The sequence below is a fragment of the Coprothermobacter sp. genome (genome assembly GCA_013824685.1).
Lineage (GTDB): Bacteria > Caldisericota > Caldisericia > Cryosericales > Cryosericaceae > Cryosericum.
The window spans coordinates 1-24,348 of sequence record PNOG01000005.1 but is presented as its reverse complement, the minus strand read 5'-3'; the positions used below and the strand labels follow the sequence as shown (position 1 = coordinate 24,348).

Genomic DNA, 24,348 nt, shown 5'->3' with positions numbered 1-24,348 from the left:
ATACCCTGCTACAGGATGCCGGCCTGCCGCAATCCGGCGAGGATGGTGAGCAGGAAGAGCACAACGGCGACGCGGCCCACCCACAGGTGGACGGTCCGCAGCTGTTTCCTGTTGGTGTGTGCCTTGGTCGTGATGAACCCTCCTGCTCCGGTGAGGAACCCCAGCACGATTGTCACCGTGCCACCGATACCGTGGGCGACACGGAGGTGTGGCCCCCCGCTGGCCTGGACCATGCCGACTGCTACAAGGAGCCCTGCTGCCAACAGCACAAACGCGGTCACGGCGGCAGTCTTGTGAAGACGGAAGGACCCCTTGCGGTAGCGTCCGAGCGAAGCGGCCCAGGTGGTCGTGAGAAGAGACAGGACAGCACTGCCCATCAGGATTGCGTGAATTGGCCAGACTCGTGCATAGTCGGCGAACATCGTGACACCTCCACGTATCATGGGACAGACCTCATTTCTGTAACAGGCGCGGCGGGGTACCCTTCCTCCTCTTGGTGCCGGCGTCTCTAGTCTTCATTGTAAGGCCAGGACACGATTTGCAACGATGTACGCCGGTCAGTCCGTTTTTCTTCATGATGCTGGACGGGCACAGCATATGATTGCTGCGCTTGAAAGGAGATGCTTCCATGGAATATCAGGGAACCGTCATACGTCCGGAGGACAGTGTCCGGGCATTCTTCAACCGGGTCTATGGCTGGATGGCCGGAGGCCTCGCTCTGACTGCGGCTATTGCCTGGTTCGTCAGCACCAGCCAGGCGATCCAGCAGGTGATTTTTGGCAACCCGATCGTGCTTATCCTCCTCATTGCTGCCGAGTTCGGTCTAGTCATCGGGCTCGCGCGCACCATCAACAGGATGTCTCCGCAAACGGCGGGGCTCCTGTTCCTCACCTATGCCGCAGTGAACGGGCTCACCCTGTCTTCCGTGTTCATGGTGTATGCGAAGGGAGATATCACCATGGCGTTTGTCGCCTCGGCAGGCATGTTCCTGGCAATGTCGCTTATCGGATCGGCCACGCGCATGGATCTGTCGAGGATTGGCAACATTGCCTTGTTTGGGCTGTTCGGCATCATCGGCATGTCCATCATCAACATCTTCACAAAGAGCTCCGGTTTGGAGTTTCTGATCAGCATCGTCGGTATCGTCGTCTTTTTGGGGCTGGCCGCCTGGGACACCCAGAAGCTGCGCAGGATGGCGCTCAGTCTGGACCCCACGGGCGACAACCCCATCACGATGGCTGGAGAAGACCGCCCCTCCGAATACACCCCTCGGATAGAGCAACATCCTCGGGGGGATTGGAGTAAAGTCCTCGGGGGCAACGCGCAGGCCGAGAAAGTGGCAGTCATCGGCGCTCTGAGCCTGTATCTGGACCTGGTCAACCTGTTCCTGTTCGTCCTCAGGTTCTTCGGCGGCCGAAGGCGTACCTGACTCACCTCCACGTCGTGAATGTGGCTGGACCTCTCCAGATGAGTGATCCAGCCATTCGTTCTTGGGCGGAACCTTTGCAGCCGCTACAGCCAGTGGTATAATCGGCCTACTATGGACACAACACGACTCGTGAGGGTGTTCCACAGGAGAAAGGCCGTCCTCTTTGCTGTCATGGGTGTCCTTCTCGGTGGGCTCTTCCTCTGGAGTGCAGGCGTTCACGCGTATGTTGTCAACGATGCAGGCAACAAGACGTGGATCGTCGCGTTCCGCAGCATGTCGGTGAGCAGCGTCCTGGCGAAGGCGAATACCTATTCCCTGCGCCCGGAAGATGTGGTAACACCGGATGTCGCGGCGGTCATCCCCCATGGGGAAATCGCTATCGTGCGCGCCAAGCCGGTCACACTCACCATCGATCATACCAGTGAAACCATCTATTCGACCGTGGAGACGGTCGGAGAGCTTCTGGCGGACAACGGCATCAAGCTGAACACGGAAGACGAGGTCAGCCCGCATCAGAGCGATCCTGTGCCGTACAACGATGACATCGTCGTCATGCGCACGACCTACGCGTACACCAGCAAGACCGAGACGATCGCCTATAAGCGCGTCTACGAGAAGAACCCGTATATGGAAGTCGGACGCAGCTACATCAGTGTCATGGGCCAGAACGGCCTCCTCCAGAAGACCATCAAAGTGACTAAGGTCGCACAGCAGGCAGTCGGTTCAGCTGTCGTCAAGACGCAGACCATCAAGCCTGTCGTCCATGAGGTCTATGAGGTCGGTGCCGCTCGCCTGGACATCAAGCCCACGCGCACCTACACGATGTCTGCCACCGCCTATTCCAACAGGCGCGCCACGATCCTCGACGGTAAGGACCATCTATACGGTTACTCCGGCTTGTGGCTTCACTACGGCACCTGTGCGGTCGACCGGCGCCTCATCCCCATGGGGACCGTGCTGTACATAGAAGGATATGGCTACGCAGTCGCAGCGGATACGGGGACCAGCATCAACGGAAACTGCATTGACCTGTTCTTCAATTCGTTCGGCGACGCATGCAGGTGGGGCCGACGATCGGTGAAGGTCTACGTCCTTCCCATCACTCGGAGTCAGCTCTACAGCAAGCTGGGCGTCGACCCCGCCAACCCCCGGTAGAAGACTGTCTCCCCGTGGTATTGATGCTCTGGGTCACCAGTGCGTCCTCACGACAGTCTTCTCCTACTGCCCGCGTTCGCGGATGAGGGCCGGCTCTCCGTCTTCGATGAGGACTTCTGGCAGCAGCGGACGACTGTTGTAGGTCGAACTCATGGACCATCCATACGCGCCCGTGTCGCAGATGGCAAGAAGGTCTCCCTGTTCTGGCAACGGCATGAGGACGTCCCGGGCGAAGCAGTCTGCCGACTCGCAGACGGGACCGACGATATCACACGGGGTTGGTTCCGAATCCCTCCGGGTTACCGGGAGGATCGCATGATGCGCCTGGTACAGCGCGGGGCGAATCAGGTCGTTCATGCCTGCGTCCACGACCACAAATGTCCTGGCATGGTGTTTGCGGTACAGGACACGTGTCACCAGCGTTCCTGCGTGCCCCACAAGGTACCTGCCCGGCTCGAACGATAGCTTCATACCTTGGGGAACATCTCGATGCAGGAGAGCCTGCAGGTCCTCCACAGCGAAGTCGGCACCTCCATCATAATTGATGCCGAATCCTCCTCCCATGTCCAGACTGCTCACAGGGATACCGTCGCCCATCAGGGAGTCGCGCAGCTCCAGCAGGCGAGCCAGGGACTTGCGATAGGGCTCGAGGCTTGTGATCTGACTGCCGATATGGCAGGAAATGGTGTCGGGCACGAGCCCGGCGTCCATTGCCAGCCGGAACGCGCCGGGGGCGGCGTCGATTGGGGTGCCGAACTTGGTCTCCTCCGTCTCGGTGGTGACGTACTGATGGGTGTGTGCATCGACGGCAGGGTTGATGCGGATGCCGACGTGGGTGCCCGTTCGCAGGCGGGCAATGGCAACCAGCTCTTCTTCACTTTCAGCGTTGATGAAGATGCCATGGTCCAGCGCAAATGCCAGTTCTTCCGGTGTCTTTCCAACACCGGAGAAGACGATGTGGTCGGCAGGACAGCTGGCGTCCAGAGCCGCCTGGATTTCTCCCCGGCTCACCGTGTCGGCCCCGATACCCATACTGAAGATGAGTGCAAGGAGTGCAGGGTTCGCGTTGGCCTTGACGGCGTAGCGGAGTGATCCGATCGTGCCCAGACTCTGCATCAGACGGGTGGCCTGCCTGCGGATCGAGGAGGCCGAGTAGACGTAGACAGGTGTACCAAATTGCCTCGCGACGTCGGCGAGAGGCAAACGGTCAAGCATAAGGTCTGAGCCCTGGTACATGAGGTCGTTGTTCATCTGGGTCCTTTCTGACACAATACGGGACATCTGTCGTTGGACGAGACGATGGTTCGCGCATCCGGGGGCTCCCGCACCAATCGTTCTATCATGTGCTCGTGCTCCGTCCTGTCAAGTGAGCGTCCAATCAGGCGTCGCCGTCCTTGAAGTGTATCGCCTACCCCGTATACTGAGCGCAGCAAGGATGACCGCATGACCGTCGAACCTGCACGGAGAAGTACGAGACTGCCCAGGAGGATAAACGATGGAACCCGCGAAATTCTGTATCGAATGTGGCAAACCTCTACCGTCCGAAGCGAAGCATTGCCCGAATTGCGGAGCCGACGTCACCGAACTGCATCCGGCTCCGTCGGATGACGTCCAGCAGGTGGCCCCGGCACCGCAGACAGAGGGACCTCTTCCCCAACCTGTCAGCGCAGGGCCGTATAGTGCAGCACCGACGCCCCCACCAGCTGCGTCAGCCTCTCAGCCCGCGCAGGCGGCGCCCTACGGGGGACCCGGTGCGGCGCTCAGGAGCCCGTATGCCAGCCCTGCTCCTTCTGGGTATCCCCAGACGACAGCAGCTCTAGGCTATCAGCGCGCTCGTGGTGCCACATCGGCCAAGCGTCTTGGCGGCGGGTTCATCGCCATCCTTGGCGGCGTAGCCATGCTGGCCGCGCAGGGCATGTTCTACAGCAAGCAGGGGATCCCGTTGAACCTGCAGAACCTGCTGAACGTCGGGCTGGGGCTCCTGTGCCTGGTGAGCGGGGTCATCGCGCTCGCGGTACGGGGATGGGTACCGGTGATCCTCGCGGCGATCCTGAGCGGTGGGGTCTTTGCCCTCTGTGGTCTCAAGTTGTACCAGACCGTGCTGTTGCTGCAAGCGCAGACCCCTGCTGACGCGACGACGTGGACCCTTCAGAACGGCGGCATCATCTGGATCGGTGGCATGATGCTGGGCATGATCGCCTTCAGCAAGGCATTACAGTCGCTATTTAGTCGCCGCTGATCCGCCGCACGCTGGCACAGGAGGAAAGCTGTATCGGACGCGTGACATGGCTGACCGGTCATGGTGCGTGACGCAGGTCGATGGGTTGGGCTGGCGGTATAGCTTGGTACACTGCTGACGGGAAACCATGAGACTCTACAAGTCACGCAGTTCATATGCGACAGCTCCTCGCCCATCCAGGAGCGCGGACGGGGGTCGTTATCATACTCGATCCCGCTACAAGGTGGCGCCCTCGGCCAGGCCGGAACAGGAACGCTCCGGCTGGCGCGATTCCGCGAGCCTGGCGAAGGTGAAGCGTGGTCTGCCGGTGTTCCTGACGTTCTGCGTTGTGTTGGGGCTGGTCTTGCCCATATTCTTCGGACAGATCAAGCGCGTCATGGCACCAGAAGGCGAGACCATTGTCCATATCCGGGCGACGCAGCAGGGGACGGCCTGGTCGGGGCTCCTCGCCTTCCGGCTGAATGGAGCGCAACAGTGGACCGCCTCAATGGTCCCCTACGAAATCATCGTGCGCCCAGGGGTCTATACCCTGACCGTGACCGGTGGCGGACCTTCTGGCGCCAAGCTGGTCAGCGTTGTACCGGTGGGTTCCCAACTGGGTCGCGCCGGCGAGACGATCACATTCACGGCGGAATTTGCTGCTCCATAGATCTCGGTTTCCAGCTTCACTCACGCTCCTCCCCTCTACATCACTGGAGTGTGCAGGCCTGACGATGCTCTTGCCAGAGTTTTCGAGGGTTTCCAGAACGTCTCCTTGTCCATGCGGTGCATCCAAGTGGGCTTGTCCGCGCGGAGGAATCCGTATCGGGACCGACACCCTCAGTCTTCACAGGACTGGATGTACGAAACCCTTCGGTGCGATGTACTAGAGGTGACAGCATCCATGGATGTTGCACTCCGGGGGTGACCCCGTAAGAAGGGAGAACACTATGAGGAAAACGATAGGCAAGGTCGTCCTGGCAGTCGTCATCGCAGGGCTCCTTACAGGCGGTATCGCCATAGCATCAGCAGCGACCAAGCTACGGACCGTGACGACGCCACAGGGGACCAGTGTCGATGTCATCTCGGTGACGGGTACAGTGACGGAGGTTTCGAGTGCGAGTACAACAGAGAACGGCAGGGGAATCATGGGCATGTTCCGGGGTAGACCTGCGGGCTATGCGAAGATCAAGGACAACGCGGACGGGACAGTTTACACACTTGAGCTTGGGCGTGAGGAGGCTGCAGGTATCGCGATGAAGGTCGGTGATGTCGTCACCGTCGAAGGAACGTCGGAGACACGGAACAGCCTCAACGAGCTGCACATCTGGACATTCACGGGTGCGGATGGCAAGACCGTCACGCTGCGCAAAGCTGACGGGACACCTAACATCGAGACGGTAAGCGTTGCCGGCACCGTCACTGAAGTCAACCTGCCGACGACGTCCGTAGCTCCTGCTCCAGGCGACACCGCCAGGCCAGCTCTACGGGCGATGGCGACCATCAAGGTCAAGCAGGCCGACGACACCATCGTGACAGTGGTCCTCGGACATGAAGCGAGCAACATCACCGTGAAGGTCGGCGATGCGGTCAAGATCGAAGGCTTCAAGATGCCGATAGATGCCAACACGGTCATGGCCACCTCGTTCACGGGCGCTGACGGCACGAAGGTCGCGATTGCTGCAGGCGGCTTCCGCGGTGGTTGTGGCATGCGCGGTGGTCGCGGCGATGGGCAGGATGCCGGCCGCGGATTCCGTGGAGGTATGATGGGCGGATGGTCTGGCAGCAATGCTGCTCCGACCGAATCCACTGGTCTCTAGATCCTCCTCTTTCATAGGTGAACCCGAGGCCTCTGCGTCAGCAGGGGCCTCGATGCTATTCTGCGCTCCCTGTCACGGGTTCAGCCAGCCCTTGGTGGCCTGGTTGCCAACTTCCGATGACAATGAGGTATACTGTTTAGAGTACGAGCGCACTCCTGGAAGGATCTCCCGGTCCACGCCGCAACACAGGAGAAATCGCTGCAGAGGGGGTTCACGTGTCAAACAAGTTCAGCATGAACGTCGGTGGCAAGTTGTTCGACGTGGAGATTGAGGAAATCGGTGTAGGAAGCAGACCAGACCTGGCATCCCCATCTTCCAGCATGGCTCCGGCTCACAAGGTGGGCATCATGGAGACGATCCTCCGGGACGCTCAACAGTCGCTCATTGCCACCCGCATGACCACGAAGGAGATGGAGCCTGCATTCGAGGCAATCGACGCCGTCGGGTATCACTCCATCGAGATGTGGGGTGGGGCGACCTTTGACTCCTGCCTCCGGTTCCTCCACGAGGACCCATGGGAACGTCTGCGCACTGTCCGCCATGCCATGAAGCATACCAAGTTGCAGATGCTGCTGCGCGGCCAGAACGTCCTCGGCTACAAGAATTACGCCGATGACGTCGTGGACGCCTTTGTCGAGAAGTCGCTCACAAACGGTATCGACATCATCCGCGTCTTCGACGCGCTCAACGACATGCGCAACGTGGAACGCGCCATCCGCACGACCAAGAAGCTGGGTGGCACCGCTCAGGGCTGCATCGTCTTCACCATCGCCCCGACCTATACGATCGACAAGTACGTGGGCATCGCCCGCGAACTTGAGCAGATGGGTGTGGACAGCATCGCCATCAAGGACATGGCGGGCCTGCTCACGCCCTATGCGACCTACGACCTGGTGGCCGCCCTCAAGAAGATGACGAACCTGCCCATCCAGATCCACAGCCACTACACGACCGGCCTGGCCGGACAGTCGTACCTCAAGGGGATTGAGGCGGGGGCTGACGTCGTCGACTGTGCCATCTCCCCATTTGCCAACGCAACGTCGCAGCCGTGTACCGAGACGATGGTGGCCGCGCTCAAAGGCACACCGTACGACACGGGTATCGACCTCGAAGCCCTGAACGCCGTAGCGCAGTTCTTCATCCCGGTCCGCGAGAAGGCGCTGGAGTCGGGTTTGCTGGACGCCAAAGTGATGGGGGTCGATGTGAACGCGCTCATCTATCAGCTGCCCGGCGGCATGATCTCCAACATGGTCAGCCAGCTCAAGCAGGCCAACATGCTCGACCGGTATGAGGAGGTTCTCAAGGAGGTGCCGAAGGTGCGCGCGGACCTGGGCTACCCACCCCTCGTCACCCCTACGTCGCAAATCGTCGGAACGCAGGCCGTGTTCAACGTGATGATGGGTCGCTATGTCCAGTGCACCAAGGAGACCAAGGCCCTCGTCAAGGGCGAGTATGGCCGCGCGTCAGTGCCGATCTCGGACGAGATCAAGCAGCTGATCATTGGCGACGAAGCGACCATCGACTGTCGTCCCGCGGACCTGATCGAACCTCAGATGGCCAAGTTCCGCGACGAGGTCAAGGAGTATGCCCAGCAGGAGGAAGACATCCTGTCCTATGCCATCTTCCCTCAGGTGGCACTCGACTTCTTCAAGTGGCGCAAAGAACAGCAGGAGAACAAGGTCTGATCGACCGTTTTCTGTCCAACCAGTTGTCGGGGACTTCGCACGAAGGCCCTTTCGCATCCCGGGTGTGTCCGTGGCGGCTGCCCGCTGCCTTCACGATTCGCCGCGCGCGTGCGCCGATGTATCAGAGCGTCCGAACGATGGCCGAGACAATTCGTTCGGCACACTGAACCCGTGCCTCGCCCTTTGCCTCTTGCTTGACAAAAAAAACCGTTCGTGTAACGTTTAGGAAGGTGTTGACGTGCCTTGCCATACGCTGTGGCGCAACGAGATTGTGCACCATGTGTGTGGAGTCTGCTGTTGCGTCTGTACAAATTGGTAAACCGTGACTGAGCAACCGAGTTTGATGAACGCTATGACTGCCTGCGAGGAAGGAGGTGCTTGCCAACCACCGCTCCACCTGAAATCGTCTTCAGCACCTACTCTGCTAAGGAAGGAGAATTACATGAGGAGATTCTTATCTATCGTTCTTGCAGTTGTTATGTTTCTTGCCGTCTGTTCCCCAGTCCTCACCGCGCGCGCCGCCGGTTTCAAGGATGTCGCCGCGTCGTACTGGGCATTTGATGAGATCACCGCTCTGACCGCCAAGAAGGTCATCAACGGGTATCCCGATGGCACGTTCAAGCCCGAGGGCATGGTCACCCGCGAAGAGTTCGCCAAGATGATCGTTATTGCCAAGGGTCTTGCACTTGTGAAGCCCGCTAGGGCTACGTTCACCGACGTTTCGACATCGCGCTGGTCATACGGCTATGTCGAAGCTGCCGTCAAGGCCGGCTACATCAAGGGCATCGGTGGTGGCAAGTACGCCCCCGCCTCCCAGATCAAGCGTCAGGACATGGCGATCCTGCTTGTCCGCGTCCTCGGAAAGGAAGCCGAATCTCAGAAAATCAATGAGCCGGTTGCCTTCGCCAACGACGAGTCCAAGATCGGTGCCTACGCCATCGGCGCAGTCACCATCGCCGTTCGTCCGCGCGTTCAGCTCCTGGTGTGGGACAAGTTCCGCAACCTGAACCCCATAATGTCTGCCACCCGCGGCGACTGCGCGTTCGCCATCTACAACACCATCAACTCTCCGGCCGCCGGCAAGAAGACCGTCACGGTAGCTGAGGAGAACGCTCCTGAGAGCCTCTTCACCCTCATCTCTGACTCCGCCTACACCGCCAAGGCCGTGACCTTCCTCGCCAGCGGACCCATCTCGTTGACCCCCTACGGCGTCCTGTATCCCGAGATGTGCACCTATGTGCCCACCCTCGAGAACAAGCACCTCATCCGTAACGCGGACGGCACGGTCATCACCGACTTCCAGCTCCGCAAGGGCATGAAGTGGTCCGACGGGCAGCCTGTCACAATCGACGACTACATCTTCTCGCACAAGCTGTACATGAGCGACGATATCCAGGTCGTTTCCCGCACCCCCATGGACCTCGTCACCAACATCCAGAAGATCAACGACACTACCTGCCGCATCACCTGGAAGAACTGGGACGCTTACATCCCAACCGGCTGGAGCATCTTCCCGAAGCACATCCTGGGACCCCAGTTCGACAAGGACCCCACGAGCATCAACACCTCGGACTTCAACAACAACCCCACCTACTGCGGACCGTATACCGTCAAGTCCAAGGTCGAAGGGCAGTACATCATTTACTCTTCCAACAAGGACTGGTTCGGCGGTGAGCCCGTCATCGAGACCATCACCGAGCGGTTCATCGACAACACCAACACCTTGCTGATCAACATGCTGACCGGCCAGATCGACGCCTCCTCCGAGTCGCTGACGCTGGACCTCGCCCAGCAGTTCGAGCAGAAGATGGGCAAGGACTTCAACGTCTACTACAACAAGGGAACGACCGCCGGCATCATCGAGTGGAACCTGACCAGCGCGTTTTTCAAGGACAAGCGCGTCCGCCAGGCCTTCTTCTATGGTATCGACCGCAAGCTCATCACCCAGAAGGCCATGGTCGGTACTGACGCAGTCCTGTCGCCCCTGTCCTCCGGTTCCGCCTACTTCAAGCCGGTCCTGGCCAAGTATGCGTACAACGTCGACAAGGCCAACGAGCTCCTGGATGCCGCCGGCTGGAAGTGGAATGCCGCCAAGACGGAGCGCACCCTTCCTGATGGCACCGCAGCCGTCCTGAAGATTCCATATGCGACTGGCGCCGCCTTCCGTATCCGTGAAGTCACCCTGATCCAGCCCATGCTCGCGAAGCTCGGCATCAAAGTCGAGCACAACCCCATGGACTTCAACGCCATGCTGGATGCCAACACGGCCGGCACTTTCATCGTGAGCTTGCATGGTATCAGCTTCAGCAACTATGACGCCTTCGGCTCGATCAACCAGTTCCATTCAAACCAGATCCCGACTGAAGCCAACGGCATGCAGGGACAGAACAACTACCGCTACAACAGTCCTGAGATGGACAAGTGGATCGACGCTGCGCAGAAGGCCACCACGGCTGCTGTCCTCAAAGAAGCCTATGCCAACATCCAGGACATCTTTGGTGAAGATCTTCCGTGCATGTATCTTGAGCAGCGTGTCTATCCCGACGAAGTCCGCAAGGGCATCAAGGGCTACGACCACTTCTTCTCCTCCACCGTCTACAGCAACTGGAACATCCAGTACTGGTATTGGTGGAAGTAAGCAGGACCTGACACACAGCACCACGCGAAAAAACATCGCATAGCTTCAAGGCCCCGCGTCGGCAAGGACGCGGGGCCGTCTTCATGTCCAGCGCGACCGATGTATACTGTCTGCCACGACAGGAGGTCGTCTTGGACGACGGTTCATTGCATGCGCAGGGACAGAACTATCAGCAGCGGACAAACGGCACCGGCGGGGACTTGCCCACCGGATACCGTCCCTGCCCTTTCTGCCATGCCGTCATCCCATGGGAGTCCGAACGGTGCCCGTCCTGTGGACGCGTGCTCATTGAACGTGTTGGCCGCGCCCCCCTGCAAACACCCTCGACTGGGTCCAGGGCGGCAAGGTTCACGTCTTGGTGGTCATCCGGCGTACGTCCTGCGCTGGCACGCATGCGACAGGCAGTTCGGCGAATCGGACGGCCCATGGGGACGGGAGTCTCCTCCGCGACGTGGGCGACGACCAGCCGTGGCACCTCATGGTCTGTGTTCCAGCCGGCCCGGCACCCTCCGCGTTCTCGGTGGCTGGGTTCCGTCCCCGCACCCACGGAGCGAGAGCGTCAGATCCTCCTCATTGCCTCCGCCCTGATGGTCGTACTGTTCCTTATCGCGCTCCTCATAGGGTAGTCGTCCGATGAGGAGGTGGTGGCTATGACACACTGGGAACTGCCTGCTGCCATTCTCGCGGTCGTACTGGCCTATGCGTTGGGATCCATTCCGTCAGCCGTCATCGCGGGGCGACGGGCGGGTGTCGACATCAAGGAGGTGGGCGACGGGAACATGGGGGCACGCAACGTGGCGCGCACCGTCGGAGCCGTCCCTGCCGTGATCGTGGCGCTCTGCGACGTCTTCAAGGGAGCAGCGGCAGTCCTGCTGGCACGGGCTCTCAGTCTCTCGCAGGGCTGGGTTCTTGCGGCGGCCTGGGCTGCCGTGCTTGGCCACGACTTCCCGGTGTTCGCACACTTCCGGGGGGACAGGGTTTGGCAACCACCTTGGGGACGCTGCTCGTGCTGATGCCGCTTGAGATGTCGGTGGCGCTTAGCCTGTTCGGCGCCCTGTACCTGTTGACACACAACTCTGACCTCGGCGCGAGCATTGGCCTCGCGTGTGGACTGTACCTGGCGTACCGAGGGGGGCGCTCACCGGTGCTGTTGTTCCACATGGTGGCGTCGCTGCTGGCAGTCCCCGCCAAGAAGCTGCTCGACCGCCACCGACGCATTGCCATCCAGCGCCACCAGTCCGACCTGGTGTAGAAACCTGTCATGCCTGATGCCGAAAAGGAGTCTGTCATGCCCCTCGGGGCGTCCTTGACATGGACCGTCCTCCGTCCAAACTGTGGGCAGAACTCAAGGACATCGTCCACCGGAGGTGGCTATGACTGCTCGTCATCTTGTCGTGTGCTGTCTATTGCTGACTGTCCTCTCTTGCTCGCTGGCTGGATGCAAGCGTACGTCCGGCAGGCCCTCGCAGACAGCCGGCCTGACCTCCGTCGAGGCTGCCGAACTTGTCTGGCCGGAGGCAAAGAAAAACTTCGGTGATGCTGTGCTGTGGCGCCTCGCACCCGTCGAGGAACGTGAGTCGCTCACGATGCGCCTTGCCTCTGACTGGCAAGACAGTGATCGATCAGCGGCCTGGTTCGTCTGGTACGCCGACCCCGTCGGCGAGAACTGGATGATGTTCAGCATCCAGGGCAAGGCCATTGCCAGCAGGGACATCGGGACACGGAGTTTTTCGAAGATGGCCATGGGCGCTGACTGGCCAAGGGAGCGCCCCGCTGTAGCCATGAAGGATGCTGCGAAGGCCGTCGCCGCTCAGGGTGCAGAGTTTTCAGCTCTCACCTGGACGGAGTTCACCTGCAACAATACCACCGACGGCCGCCAAACGCCGGGGTGGGTGTTCGCTTTCTCCGAGACGCTCGCGTCCGGGGGTCGGCTGACGTACTGGATGTTCGTGGACGGCATCACGGGCGCTGTTCTCCGGGCCGTCAACGACCGGAATGAGCCAATGGAACTGCCCATCGACCGCGAAGCCCTGCAAAAACCGCGGACGGACAGCCACGAGAAGGACCTCCGCCAATTCTTCGGCTTCATCAGCACGAGGCAACCTGAGTGGGCGGTGCGCCAGCTTGCCTATGCGGCATCACCCAACGAAGCCACCGCGCAGGTGTGGCTGGCCAACTTCCAGAGCCTGAGTGCGCTGACGGTCGTGGGCGTCGAGCAGGCTAGCCTGGAGCAGTGGACGGCGGAGCGCGAGTTCTACAAGGTGACGCTGGACGTGCGGACATCTGAGTCGCCGGAGAAGTACGGATGGGACGACGGCCGCAACGTCCGCTGGGTGGAGCTCATCCCGCAGGGCGGTGGCGCCTGGAAGGTCGCTGCACTGGCGACTAACCCATAGCCGCGCTGTAGGTATCCAGACAAAGGCCGCCCCGGAAGGTTCTCTCCTTTCGGGGCGTAATGTCAAGGAATAGCAATTGACGCACATGTTCAGTACAACCAGCTCTATGACTACACTGTGTCGCTTTGTGACCATTGTGTGAGTACGAACTGCGGGACCGCGGTGTACTACACTCAGGAGATGCTTCCGGAAGGGAAGCTTCCCCGAGACCACACACAAGGAGAACGTATATGAAGAGAATACTAGTAGCAGTTCTGGCAGTCGCAGTTCTGGTTGGTTCCGGTGCTGGTGTCGCATCTGCATACGGAGGTGCTCGGCGCACCACTCCGGCTGCCACCTGTACGACGATCGCCAACCTGCCCGTCGAGGCGTTGTCTCAGACCGAGAAGGACGCACTGGTGGAGACGTTGCAGGAGGAGTATCTGGCGCGTGACGTCTACACCGCAGTTATTGCAAAGCTTGGCAGCATTCGTCCCTTCACCAGCATCGTGAAGTCTGAAGAACAGCACGTCGCAGCCTTGACGGCCCTGTTCACCAAGTACCAGCTCGCAGTTCCTGCCGACACACAGGCTGCACGCACCAGCACCCTGATAGCAGGCATCACCACAATGGAAGATGCTCTCAAGCTCGGCGTCACGGTAGAGAAAGAGGACATTGCTCTGTATGAGAAACTGGTCAAGGTCGTCGACAACCAGGACATCCTGCAGGTCTTCGCCAACCTGAAAGCAGCTTCTGTCAACAGACACCAGCCCGCTTTTGAGAATGTTCTTGCCGGCGGTACCGGGATTGGACAGGGGACTGGCCGCGGCGGTCGCGGAGTTGGGCAAGGATCAGGTGGCAACGGCGCCGGTCAGGGTATGCGCGGTGTCGTCACCGGCAGCTGCATCGCAGGCTGATTCTTTCCGTCTCTGACAGTTGTACCCCCGGGATGTTTCCCCGGGGGTTTTCGTTTCGCCGTCCGGTGCGTGAGCCCTGCTACAAGATGCACGGGTGTCGGTCTCCTCACAGAGGTTGACATTCCAATGAAATGAATATATATTCATTTCGTACGAGGAGATGACATGCCCAGACGACAGGTTGCCCGCAGGTGCGGTTTGTATGACGGAGCGCAGCCCTCCTGTCCGGAGGCCGCAGGGACGTTGCATGTCCTTGGGGCTGACGAGATGGAGGCATTGCGTCTCAGCGACCTGCTGGGTCTGGATCAGACGGAAGCGGCACACCTTATGGACATCTCCCAGAGTACGTTCCATCGCATTCTTGCGGGCGCCCGCCGCAAGGTCGTTGCATCGCTCGTCGGCGGACAGCTGCTGACGGTCGCGAGGGCGTGGGACGCAGACATGAACGCCATACCAGTCCACAGACAGCAGGAAGAGAAAACAGGAGGTACCAGGATGGTTACGCGAATCGCACTACCGACCGACGATGGCACGACCCTTTGCCAGCACTTCGGCCGCGCCCACTATTACAAGGTCGTCGAGATCACGGACGGTGAGGTGACTGCCACCGAGCTGAGGGACAAGTTTGCTCACGTTTGTGGCGACGCTGCTCTGGACAGCGGGCTCCCGCACGAAGAGGTGCACAAGCGTCTCGCCGACGCCGCACATGGCTGTGACACCGTCATTGCAGGTGGCATGGGCGGAGGGGCCATGGACGCGCTCCTCACAGCGGGCCTCAAGGTCATGCAGACCGACAGGAGCAGTCTGGACGAGATTGTCGAGGCCTACCGGACGGGAAGTCTTGTGAATGTCACCGGACAGCTCCATGGCTGTCATCACGAAGGAGAAGGGCATGGCAACGGCTGACAATGAGAGCTTGACCTCACAGGTCAACCACGTGCGGCACGTGCTCGCGGTCGCCAGCGGCAAGGGCGGCGTAGGCAAGTCTCTTGTCTCCGCCATGGCCGCAGTCGAGCTGGCACGTCGCGGACTGAAGGTAGGCATCATGGATGCAGACATCACAGGGCCGTCCATTCCACGTCTCTTCGGCATGACCGCGCGGCCTGAGTCCTCGATGGTCGGGATCATCCCGCCCGAGACGGCGACCGATATCAAGACCATCTCCATGAACCTGTTTCTGGATGACTCCGGCCAGCCGGTCATCTGGCGCGGCCCCTTGCTCACATCAGCCATCAAGCAGTTCTGGACGGACGTGGCGTGGGGAGACCTGGACGTCCTCATCGTAGACCTGCCGCCCGGAACGGCCGACGTCCCCCTGACGGCGTTCCAGTCTCTGCCGGTCGATGGCATCCTCATGGTCACGACGCCACAGGAGCTGGCGAGTATGATCGTCGAGAAGGCTGCAGGCTTGGCGAAGCAGATGCGCAAGCCGATTCTAGGCATCGTCGAGAACATGGCGACGGCCACGTGTCCCCACTGTGGTGAGGCATTTGAGCTGTTCGGGCCCAGCCACGCGCAGGAGCTGGCCGACCACATCGGCGCTCCTATCCTTGCGCGGCTTCCCATCGACTCTGAGGTCACCCGGCAGGCCGACACTGGCCACGTCGAAGACGTCCAGATGCCGTCCTTCGCAACAGTCACCGAAGTACTGGCGGAATATGTCGCGACGACATCGACGGTCACTGCTGCGCCCGCGAAGCCTGCCACCCCTCAAGGGTGAGGATCCTGAAGGTCCAGTAACTCGAAAGCCGCAACGTAGTTCCTGAAAGACGTCAGAAGCCCTAGTGCAGGATCCTGCACTAGGGCTTCTGCATGCAGAGCGTGGGTGACATTAGTATTCCGAAAGGACGTGTACTGCCGCCGGAGTACCGTAGAGGAAAACGCATGATGCGTAACGCACTATGCGTCATGAACAGCAAACCACAGGAAGTGTCTGTTATTTCAGTTCGATTGCTGGCGAACGGGATACCCACGCGGCCAACATTGGGTCTACGACGAAGAAGCGTCCCGTCGCGGGGGTGCGTTCTACGAGATCGAGCTCGAGCAGGGGCTTGATGGCCCGCTGTACCGTGCTGGCAACTAGGCCATGTCGTCGCAGGTAATCGGCGGATGTCAGCTGGGTCGTGGATTCTGCCGCCAGCGCCTGCAGGAGTGTTCGTTGCCCAAGTGGTAGGCTGATCCAGGTAGAGCCGAACTCGACGCCTGCCACTGTAAGCAGACTGCCATATGCGTTTTCGATCTTCTCTTTCGTGCACGTCAGACTCGACAAGTCCCATGCAGCGCCAGCGAGCCGCTGCACGTATGCGGGGTATCCATCCACGCGGTCGTAGATAAGGCCGGCCGTCTCTGGTGAGCACTTCTTGCCAGTACGGTCGAAGCGTTCCGTGATGTATGGGACAAAGTCCTCACGTGGAATTCTCTCGAGAGGCGTGAGGTACGCCGTCTGGTACAGAGGTCTTGCGCGAGTGAACATCTCGGTCAGTGCTTGCCGCCGGCTGCCCACAAAGAAGAAGGATATGTTGCGACGGTCCTGCAGATAGGAACGGAAGGTAGCCTCGATAGTCCGTGAGCCAGGCAGTCTTCCGATTTCCTGGAACTCGTCGAGGACAACACATGCGCGGACCTTCTGTCGTTCGACGTACCGGTACATGCTGTCGAGCACGTCGGTAAGCAGCACGATTGGGTCGGCATCCTGAGCAAGACCGATAGAGACGGTCGCTCCCGTGGGAGTAAGGTCGATGGAGGGGACGATGCGCGAAAACAGGTTCTTGACACGCTTCGCCAAGGTGACGGGGTCGGCGCCCCGGCCAAGGTCGGTCACCAGGGCCGCTGCAAGCTTCCGCGGCACATCACTATCGGAAGCTATCGCGAGGAGGTCCACATAGACTGTGAGAAAACCAGAGGCCCGCAACTGTTCCTGCGCCTCGAGGACAAGCGACGACTTGCCGTATTGTCTGGGGGACACCAGGATGACGTTGTGACCGTTCTGAGCGCGACTGCAGAGGTCTTCAAGTTCATGCTTCCGGTCGCACAGATCCGGGCCGCGCACGAGTCCGAGCACAAAAGGGTTTCCAACCATTGCACACCTCCACTCATTCGAATCTTGCCGTCGCCAATACTCATAGTGCATAACGCAGTAAGCGTGACGCATGTTGCGCTATGCTCCCATGGTATTCCGAATCGGCTGTTGGTCAAGGAGATTGGTACTTTGATCTGGCCTGCGGGACCGAATGTGGCTAGACTTACTGTTGGATCTGTTCTGTGTGATGAGGAGGTTCGATGAGCGGCGAAATCGTGCGTGTTGGGATGATCATGTGCAACAGATACCATACCTGCGCGGCTGGCAAATGCCTGCGCGCCTTGAGGGACCGTGAGGGGGCGTTCAGCATCTACGTGGGGAAAGAAGTAGAACTCGTCGGCTGTACCACGTGCGGCGGGTGTCCCGGGGGCAACATCGAATACGCTCCCGCCGAGATGAAGAAGAACGGGGTGACCGTCATCCACCTTGCCACCGGCATGCTCGTCGGCTACCCGCCGTGCGCGCGGATCGACGAGTTCCGACGGTTCATCCAGGAGCAATATGGCATCCCTGTCGTCGTCGGAACCCACCCCATCCCTCAGAAGTACTTCAAGATCCACGACGCGTTGGGTTCCTGGCAGTCTCCCGTGTGGCAGGAGCTCATCCAGCCCACGCTTGCCACCGAGGAGATCCGCCTGGCATACGACTAGACGCTATCAGTTCCCGCCGGCAGGATGATGGAGAATGTGCTGCCCTTACCGACCTCGCTCGTGACGGCGACATGGCCGTGCATGGCTTCCACTGACTTGCGGACGATTGCCAGGCCCAGGCCGTTGCCCCCGGACTCCCGGCTTCGACTGGGGTCGACGCGGGTGAAGCGGTCCCAGATGTGGGGTAGCGCCTCAGGCGGCATGCCGGGGCCCTGGTCGGTGACGGCGATGGTCACCGTATCTTCGGTTCGCTGAGCAGTGATGGCGACGGTTGTCCCGTCGGGCGCATAGCGGATGGCGTTCTCCACCAGGTTGTCCAAGGCGACGGTCAGCAACTCGCGATTGGTCACGAGGGTCACCTCTGTTTCTGGCGCCTGCAGCTTCACCGACTTCGCGTTCAAGGTCTCGGCATGCGCGCTGTGCAGGTCGGTCCAGATGTCCAGCAGCTGGACGGGGGCCAGCGGGGAAGACTGGTCGCGGTCGAGACGTGCCAGCAGGAGCAGCGACTCCGAGAGGTGCGTGGAGCGCTCGGCCTGTGATGCGATGGCTGTGAGATGCCTGCGGAAGTCCTCGGGTTGCTCATCCTGGTTCAGTGCGACCTGCGCGTTGAGGCGGATGGAGCTGAGTGGAGTTCGCAGTTCGTGCCCAGCATCGCCGGTGAACTGCTCCAGCCGGCGCATCGACTCGGCGACCGGGTGCAAAGCGAGACTGGCCGCGATGAGACCGGCCAGGACAATGAACAGGAAAGCGATGGGCCCAGCCCATGCAGCGGATTTCCACAGCTCCTGCATATCTTGTTCGACGGGTCGCATCGTCGTTCCCAGGAGGAATGTGTAGACTGTTCCGTCTTTCAGCCGGCCACTGGCTCCAATAACGCGCACGACCAGGTTGCGGCCGGGCGGGACAGACCGATCGGTATGATTTGGGATGATGCGGGCCGTGGGCGTGTCCGTGCCTGTCACCACGCTGAGCATGCTCTCCGCAGGGTTGATGGTGAAACCGTCCGCTCGCCCGTCCTTCAGCTGGAACTTGAGAGAGAACACCATGCCGGTTCGGGCCACAGTCAGCGAAGAGTCCGCAATCTGGAGGGATTTCTTGGCGGCTACTGTTGGATCCAGACTGCTCAGCAGACCTCTGACAGTCGCAGCATCATGCTGCAGGGTTTTGTCGAGCCGGCCGACGGCTGCTGCCTCATACGTCTGCACGAACCATCCGGCAGCGGGCACCAGCGCCAGGCAGACGACGAGGACCGTGAGGACTGCTTGGCGGGTGACCGCGTGGCGGAGGATCTCCTCGGAAGATGGGACCGTGGATTCAGGCCGTCGGCCCATTAGGTATCCCAGCGCAAAGAGGATAGCGAGAAGGAGAGGGACAGCCCAGAGGAGTGTGTGACGCAGGTGGATGACTTGCCAGTAGCCTGTCTCCGGTGCAACCAGTTCTACGCGGACATTGCCCTTGGTGGCCGATGTCACATAGGCTGGCCGCGGCGTGCCACCCTCGGTGAGAGGAGCCAGGTTGCGCCATGTCGGCGGGTCGCCAGGCTTCTGATAGGCGGCGGGACCGTAGTCGACGCCCGCCCGATCCTGCAGCTTGCCGTCCACCAGGATGCGGAATGAGCAATCCGGGTAGGACATGGCATACGTCGCGTGCAGATATGCTGCCGAAACTTCGCCTTTCGAGAGCCACTCTGACATGGTGTTCGCTGTGGACGTCAGGGTGAGTTCCGTTCCTCGGGCAAAGTCCGCCCGTGCTGTGGCGTGCGTCCTGCTGAGCAGGGTCCACGCAACGGGAACGGCGAGGACGGCACCGACCAGAGCCAGGGTCAGTCCACGGCGCAACGGGGTCCACGACTTCGCTCTGCGCGCGATGTGGTTCGCAGGTATCACAAACACTGCGATGATACACACAGCTGCGAGGCACAGACACACCCACATGGCGATCATGAATGCCAAAGAGGTCCTGACCTGAACTGCAGTGGGACCTGCGCTGCCGATGATGAGCTCGCCCCAGTAGTTGCCCATACCGGAATTTGAGTAGGTCACGTACAACGGCTGGAGTTCCTCCGGCGCATTCACAGGAGCGAGCGACAGGCGGTAGTGCCAGAAGTTTTCACCAATAGTGTTTCCCAAGACCTGGTCGAGATTGTAGTCGGCTCCAACCAGGACGTCGACGTTCTTGCTCGCGATGTGGACACGGATGAAGCCTCGTGTACCGAGAGCGGGCAGCTGGTCAGCAATCGCACTCCGAACCGTCTCATTCGTTATCGCTTTCGTGTCCAGGTTTGCGATGCGCTCCCGGATGGTCGTGCCCACTTCGGCCGTCGTGATCTCCTGGGTGTCTGGGTCGGCTGCACCCGGTGTTGCGTTGCGCATGAGACTCCCCAGGACGATCGCCGCTATGAACAGCAGAACTGCGGCGAAAATCAGACGAGAGCGCGTTCCTGCAAGCTTATGAGTCATGTCCGTCTCCCTTGTCGGAGGGGGCGACGATGCCGTAGCCCAGTCCACGCAGGGTCGTGATGAGTGGATGCTCCGGGTCAGTGTCCAGCTTGGCACGCAGATACCGAATATGCGTGCGCAGCGTGTCGGACCACAGCGATGCCTTGGCGTCCCACAGGTGGTCTTCCAGTTCCTCGCGCGGCACGATGCGGCCCTGGTTGCGCAGCAGATATTCGAGAAGCTGCTCTTCCTTGGTGGCCAATGTCACCGTCCTTTCGTGCACACGGCAGACATGGGTGACAGTGTCCAGCTCTACTGCTCCCGCCCGCAGAACAGATGTCTTGTGGTTTCCATTCCTGCGCAGGAGCGCACGCACGCGTGCCAGCAGTTCATCGAGGTCGAAGGGTTTGGTCAGGTAGTCGTCGGCGCCCGCGTCCAGGCCGGAGACTTTGTCATTTGTGAGGTCCCGGGCAGTCAGCACCAGCACGGGCATGGCATGTCCCTCGGACCGGATCGTCCTGAGAAACGTGAGGCCGTCCATGTGGGGCATCATCAAGTCCAGCAGGATCAGGTCGTACGCCTGTTCGACGTGGACCATGCCGAGTGCATCGCGACCGTCCAGCGCGGTATCGACCACCAGCCGTTCGTGTGTCAGTGCGTCAGAAAGCGCGGACAGCATCGTCGGTTCATCCTCGACAACCAATACTCTCATCGTCGCTCTCCTCCTCTCTCCCAATGTCGCAGGTTTTCCTGCGCGCCTCGATGATACCAGCATAGCGTTAACCCATCGTTAAGTAGAGATATGTCGGTTGCGCTTCCTCGACATGGGGGCACAATACTCGCATGGAAAACATGGAAACCCAGGGCCGGGGAGCACTCAGCACTGACATCTGGAATGTGAAGACCATAGTGCCTGACCCCAAAGGGATTCACAATTCATGAGCATGAAGAAACCCGAAGGGGAGCAACGCACGAGTCCCGTCGCGGGCGCATATGTGCTGGTACGGTCCCGCCGCCGGACTGTGGGGCTGGAGGTCCGGTCCGACGCTACGCTGGTGGTGCGGGCGACCGCACGGACGCCGGTGTGGTTCGTGGAGTCCCTGCTAAGGGAGAAGGCGAGATGGATCGAGGACAAGCTTGCGAAGGCGCGCAGCCATGTGTCCCTGCTGCCGAGGCACGACTTCTTGACAGGAGAACGCTTCCCGTACCTGGGACGCGAATGGCCGTTCGTAGTTGTTGCGTTTCAGGAGACACCGCTGACCTTTGACGAGAAGACAGGGTTCATCCTGGACATGGCGACGTTCGATCGCGGAGAAGGGGTCTTCGAGGAGTGGTACCGCGCCCGGGCACGAGACCTTCTTGCTGAACGAGTCCATCACTACGCGCCCCTGGTCGGTGTGAGCGTTCCACGGCTGCGCATCACGGGCGCCGAGCGGCGGTGGGGATCGTGCAGTACCAGCGGCACCGTCAGCTTCGCCTGGCGCCTCATCATGGCTCCCATGGATGTGGTCGACTATGTAGTCGTACACGAGCTGGCACACTGCTGCGAGATGAACCACTCGGACAGGTTCTGGGCAGTCGTCGCGTCGGTCCTGCCAGACTATGACGCGCGCAGGCGCTGGCTGAAGGACCACGGGGGAACACTGACAATCTAGGACAGAGAAGTCGTGCTACCGGCGGAGGATCCACCAGACGTCACGGCCGGCGAAGCCGCAACGACGGAAGAGGTGCTCTGGTTCACAGGAGTTCTTCACCTGGCCCGCAACCGTCGTAAATGAGACCTTCTGTTCCAGGCGATAGACCAGTTCTTGCACCAGCATGGTACCCAGTCCAATGCCGCGGAACGCCGGGAGGACCTGGATTCGCTCCAGGCAACCCTCACCAGTCGACAGGTCGACGTCGGCGATCCCGCAGGCGACGGGGCGTTTCTCCTTGCGGTCTACGATCCACAGCCAGGTGCGCGCGTCAAAGACCGGGAGCCGAGTCCATGTCGAGATCTCATCGACACCCGGCGTGGGTGTGTCGTAGCAGGCATGCAGGATCGTGGCCACGAGAGGGAGTTCAGTCGCCATGTCGACCTCCCGCACAGCGTATCCGTGGATCGTGGCGCGCAGCGGCAGCTCACTTCCGGTGTGGAGCATACGGAAGACAGCTTCTTTGTGGTCGAACCACGGGGCAAGAGGAGCCACGAAGTCATTGTGGATATATACGGTGGGGACGCCGTCCAGCTTGACCGACGCAGCCTTCAGGGGATCCTGCGTCCGGGTCCCATAGATGAGCAGCTTCCCGGGTTCTCGCAGTTCGACGCCCGTCACCGAGCCGGCGTCATCAATGAACCTGCACTCGAGGGACTGCAGGCGCGCGACGGTCTTCCACAGTGGATTTGGCAGGATGCGCGACGGATCCTTGCGGTACAGGGCGCGCAGTGCCGCCTCGTCGGATGAGGTGTCTCTGGGAGGGGCTATGACTGTTGCCTTTCGTCGGGGCATAGGGGCAGGATAGCGGCCCTGCGGCGCACGTCAACCGTCAGACTGCCGCGTCAGCTGTTCAGCACGTCCTTGGCCCAGCGGACCAGGTCGGTAGTACATTGCTCCTTGTCCATCTTGAGGGGCAGTTTGAAGCCGATGCGACCGACAACCTTGGCTCCGGGCACCAGTGAAGTCAGGATCCGCTGGGTCTTGATGTCGTCGTCGCCGTAGCAGGTGAAGAAAGCGACTCTCGTTCCCTTGAGGTCGGCTCCCTTGAGGAACGTGCGCACGGCCGGGGCTGGGTGGCCGTTCCAGACGGGTGTCCCAATGAATACCAGGTCATAGTGCGCGGCGTCGTGCGCGAGTGGACGGAGAGGCGGTGTGGCGCCGGTGGCAGCCAGAAACCCACCCTTGAAGTACTTCATGAACCCATGTGTCGGGTGCGGCTTGACCAGCTCCAGCTCCATGGAGTCGAGCTGCAGCTCCTTGGCAAGCGACCGGGCCAGAAATCGGACGTCACCGTCCAGTGAATAGAACACGACCAGTGCATTGGGCATTGTGTGCCTCCCTTTCACGCCAGACTAGTCTTGCAGCCCCATGTGTCAAGTGAAGGTTCCTTCGCGCAGGATGCTCCGGCATGTCCTCCCAGGCTGGAACTAGTCTTGGGTGCCGGTCGGCTTCTTTCCCAGCGACGCACAGTAGATGACGAACTCCTGCTCTGCGTCGAAGCCGAGGTAGGTGTTGAACTCGTCGTCGAAGAAGGCATTGATGGCACAGACGCCGCAGTCGATGGCCTCGGCGGCCAGGTACAGGTTCTGGCAGACATGGCCGGCGTCCAGAAACAGGCCGCGATAGGCGCGCTGGCTGTAGCGCCAGACCATGCGGTAGGGAACGGCCGCCCAGATGAAGGTGACGGCACTCAGTTCGACCATCTTCTGGTCGCCGCACAGACCCGTGACGTCCTGCAGGGTCTGCGTTCCAGGCTTGACGAGTTGTAGCGCATGCTCGATTGCAAGGAACCGGTAGATGCCAGGCTTCAGGCCGGTGACGGCACGGACCATCAGATAGGTCTCGAAGGCGTGACGCGCGCCACCGGACGGCACGGTGCGGAGCGTGCAGGGGCGTGGCGTGACCGCCTTGACCCCCTGGGTGCACCACAACAGATAAGACAGTTCCTCCATGCTCAACGGTTCGTCGCGGTAGAGGCGAATGCTGTGGCGACGGTCGATGGCAGTACGCAGGTCCACGCCTGCGATCCTCAGCGTCTTCGGGTCCGGAAGGGCGATCATAGGGATGCCGGCATCCGGAGGTAGTTCAAGAGGGGGTTGTGGCAACCCCCCCTCCTGGTCGGACTGTTGCTCGGGCATATCGGCAGCGTAGCGTGTGTCGTGCAAGAACTGTTGTCCAGAATCCATCGTTCACCTCGGCATCGTGGTATGCTTTCAGTGTAACCGCTCTAGAATCGTCTGCAATCCG

Annotated in this window: 24 protein-coding genes; 16 read left to right on the top strand and 8 right to left on the bottom strand. The window is 60.6% G+C overall.

The window, feature by feature from the left end; all coding sequences use genetic code 11:
- Positions 1–8: 8 nt before the first annotated feature.
- The gene (locus C0398_00850; protein ID MBA4364538.1) at positions 9–443 is read right to left on the bottom strand and encodes a hypothetical protein; all 435 of its coding nucleotides are present in this window, start codon (positions 441–443) and stop codon (positions 9–11) included.
- 185 nt (positions 444–628) lie between these two features.
- Here C0398_00850 and C0398_00845 point away from each other — a divergent pair, with 185 nt between their 5' ends.
- On the top strand, positions 629–1,429 hold the full coding sequence (locus C0398_00845) for a hypothetical protein (GenBank protein MBA4364537.1): 801 nt from the start codon (positions 629–631) through the stop codon (positions 1,427–1,429).
- Positions 1,430–1,540: 111 nt separating this feature from the next.
- A complete protein-coding gene (locus tag C0398_00840; protein ID MBA4364536.1) occupies positions 1,541–2,584 on the top strand; it encodes a hypothetical protein in 1,044 nt (347 codons plus the stop codon).
- Positions 2,585–2,647: 63 nt separating this feature from the next.
- Here C0398_00840 and lysA read toward each other — a convergent pair whose 3' ends face one another.
- Positions 2,648–3,865, bottom strand: a complete 1,218-nt coding sequence (lysA, locus tag C0398_00835; GenBank protein MBA4364535.1) for a diaminopimelate decarboxylase — start codon at positions 3,863–3,865, stop codon at positions 2,648–2,650.
- A 214-nt stretch (positions 3,866–4,079) separates the two neighbouring features.
- Between lysA and C0398_00830 the strand changes: the two genes are divergently transcribed.
- The 12 genes from C0398_00830 (at position 4,080) to C0398_00775 (ending at position 15,957) form a co-directional block, all read left to right on the top strand.
- Positions 4,080–4,823 carry a hypothetical protein gene (locus C0398_00830; protein MBA4364534.1) on the top strand — a complete coding sequence of 248 codons (744 nt, stop codon included), beginning with the start codon at positions 4,080–4,082 and terminating at the stop codon, positions 4,821–4,823.
- A gap of 223 nt (positions 4,824–5,046) precedes the next feature.
- The gene (locus tag C0398_00825; protein MBA4364533.1) at positions 5,047–5,472 is read left to right on the top strand and encodes a hypothetical protein; all 426 of its coding nucleotides are present in this window, start codon (positions 5,047–5,049) and stop codon (positions 5,470–5,472) included.
- A 280-nt stretch (positions 5,473–5,752) separates the two neighbouring features.
- Complete coding sequence (locus C0398_00820; protein ID MBA4364532.1) at positions 5,753–6,622, top strand: hypothetical protein; 870 nt, start codon at positions 5,753–5,755, stop codon at positions 6,620–6,622.
- A gap of 320 nt (positions 6,623–6,942) precedes the next feature.
- Positions 6,943–8,307 (top strand): oxaloacetate decarboxylase, encoded by a 1,365-nt coding sequence (locus C0398_00815; protein ID MBA4364531.1) that lies wholly within the window; start codon positions 6,943–6,945, stop codon positions 8,305–8,307.
- Between the two features lie 343 nt (positions 8,308–8,650).
- Positions 8,651–10,945 carry a hypothetical protein gene (locus C0398_00810; GenBank protein ID MBA4364530.1) on the top strand — a complete coding sequence of 765 codons (2,295 nt, stop codon included), beginning with the start codon at positions 8,651–8,653 and terminating at the stop codon, positions 10,943–10,945.
- Positions 10,946–11,076: 131 nt separating this feature from the next.
- Positions 11,077–11,571 carry a hypothetical protein gene (locus C0398_00805; protein ID MBA4364529.1) on the top strand — a complete coding sequence of 165 codons (495 nt, stop codon included), beginning with the start codon at positions 11,077–11,079 and terminating at the stop codon, positions 11,569–11,571.
- Positions 11,572–11,595: 24 nt separating this feature from the next.
- Positions 11,596–11,958, top strand: coding sequence for a hypothetical protein (locus C0398_00800; protein MBA4364528.1), 363 nt, complete (start codon positions 11,596–11,598; stop codon positions 11,956–11,958).
- A complete protein-coding gene (locus C0398_00795) occupies positions 11,952–12,197 on the top strand; it encodes a hypothetical protein (GenBank protein MBA4364527.1) in 246 nt (81 codons plus the stop codon). The genes C0398_00800 and C0398_00795 overlap by 7 nt, the downstream gene beginning before the upstream one ends.
- 121 nt (positions 12,198–12,318) lie before the next feature.
- Positions 12,319–13,341: a hypothetical protein gene (locus C0398_00790; GenBank protein MBA4364526.1), complete on the top strand. Its 1,023-nt coding sequence runs from the start codon at positions 12,319–12,321 to the stop codon at positions 13,339–13,341.
- 230 nt (positions 13,342–13,571) lie between these two features.
- Positions 13,572–14,237, top strand: coding sequence for a hypothetical protein (locus C0398_00785; protein ID MBA4364525.1), 666 nt, complete (start codon positions 13,572–13,574; stop codon positions 14,235–14,237).
- 165 nt (positions 14,238–14,402) lie between these two features.
- Positions 14,403–15,143, top strand: coding sequence for a hypothetical protein (locus C0398_00780; GenBank protein MBA4364524.1), 741 nt, complete (start codon positions 14,403–14,405; stop codon positions 15,141–15,143).
- Positions 15,085–15,957 carry an ATP-binding protein gene (locus C0398_00775; protein MBA4364523.1) on the top strand — a complete coding sequence of 291 codons (873 nt, stop codon included), beginning with the start codon at positions 15,085–15,087 and terminating at the stop codon, positions 15,955–15,957. The genes C0398_00780 and C0398_00775 overlap by 59 nt, the downstream gene beginning before the upstream one ends.
- Before the next feature lie 216 nt (positions 15,958–16,173).
- On the opposite strand, the gene C0398_00770 is transcribed toward C0398_00775, so the two are convergent.
- Entirely contained in the window at positions 16,174–17,388 is a 1,215-nt protein-coding gene (locus tag C0398_00770) for a hypothetical protein (protein MBA4364522.1), read from the bottom strand.
- A 128-nt stretch (positions 17,389–17,516) separates the two neighbouring features.
- Between C0398_00770 and C0398_00765 the strand changes: the two genes are divergently transcribed.
- Positions 17,517–17,966, top strand: coding sequence for a CGGC domain-containing protein (locus C0398_00765; protein MBA4364521.1), 450 nt, complete (start codon positions 17,517–17,519; stop codon positions 17,964–17,966).
- Here C0398_00765 and C0398_00760 read toward each other — a convergent pair.
- On the bottom strand, positions 17,963–20,425 hold the full coding sequence (locus C0398_00760) for a hypothetical protein (GenBank protein ID MBA4364520.1): 2,463 nt from the start codon (positions 20,423–20,425) through the stop codon (positions 17,963–17,965). The genes C0398_00765 and C0398_00760 overlap by 4 nt on opposite strands.
- Entirely contained in the window at positions 20,415–21,179 is a 765-nt protein-coding gene (locus tag C0398_00755) for a DNA-binding response regulator (protein MBA4364519.1), read from the bottom strand. Before C0398_00755 ends, C0398_00760 begins: the two co-directional genes overlap by 11 nt.
- Positions 21,180–21,342: 163 nt before the next feature.
- Here C0398_00755 and C0398_00750 point away from each other — a divergent pair, with 163 nt between their 5' ends.
- Positions 21,343–22,059, top strand: coding sequence for a M48 family peptidase (locus C0398_00750; GenBank protein ID MBA4364518.1), 717 nt, complete (start codon positions 21,343–21,345; stop codon positions 22,057–22,059).
- A 15-nt stretch (positions 22,060–22,074) separates the two neighbouring features.
- Here the strand turns inward: C0398_00750 and C0398_00745 are convergent, their stop codons facing one another.
- The 3 genes from C0398_00745 to C0398_00735 all read right to left on the bottom strand — a co-directional run bounded on the left by C0398_00745 (position 22,075) and on the right by C0398_00735 (position 24,287).
- Positions 22,075–22,893: a hypothetical protein gene (locus tag C0398_00745; protein MBA4364517.1), complete on the bottom strand. Its 819-nt coding sequence runs from the start codon at positions 22,891–22,893 to the stop codon at positions 22,075–22,077.
- Between the two features lie 50 nt (positions 22,894–22,943).
- On the bottom strand, positions 22,944–23,429 hold the full coding sequence (locus tag C0398_00740; protein ID MBA4364516.1) for a hypothetical protein: 486 nt from the start codon (positions 23,427–23,429) through the stop codon (positions 22,944–22,946).
- Positions 23,430–23,528: 99 nt separating this feature from the next.
- Positions 23,529–24,287 carry a nitroreductase gene (locus C0398_00735; GenBank protein MBA4364515.1) on the bottom strand — a complete coding sequence of 253 codons (759 nt, stop codon included), beginning with the start codon at positions 24,285–24,287 and terminating at the stop codon, positions 23,529–23,531.
- Between the last annotated feature and the right edge of the window lie 61 nt (positions 24,288–24,348).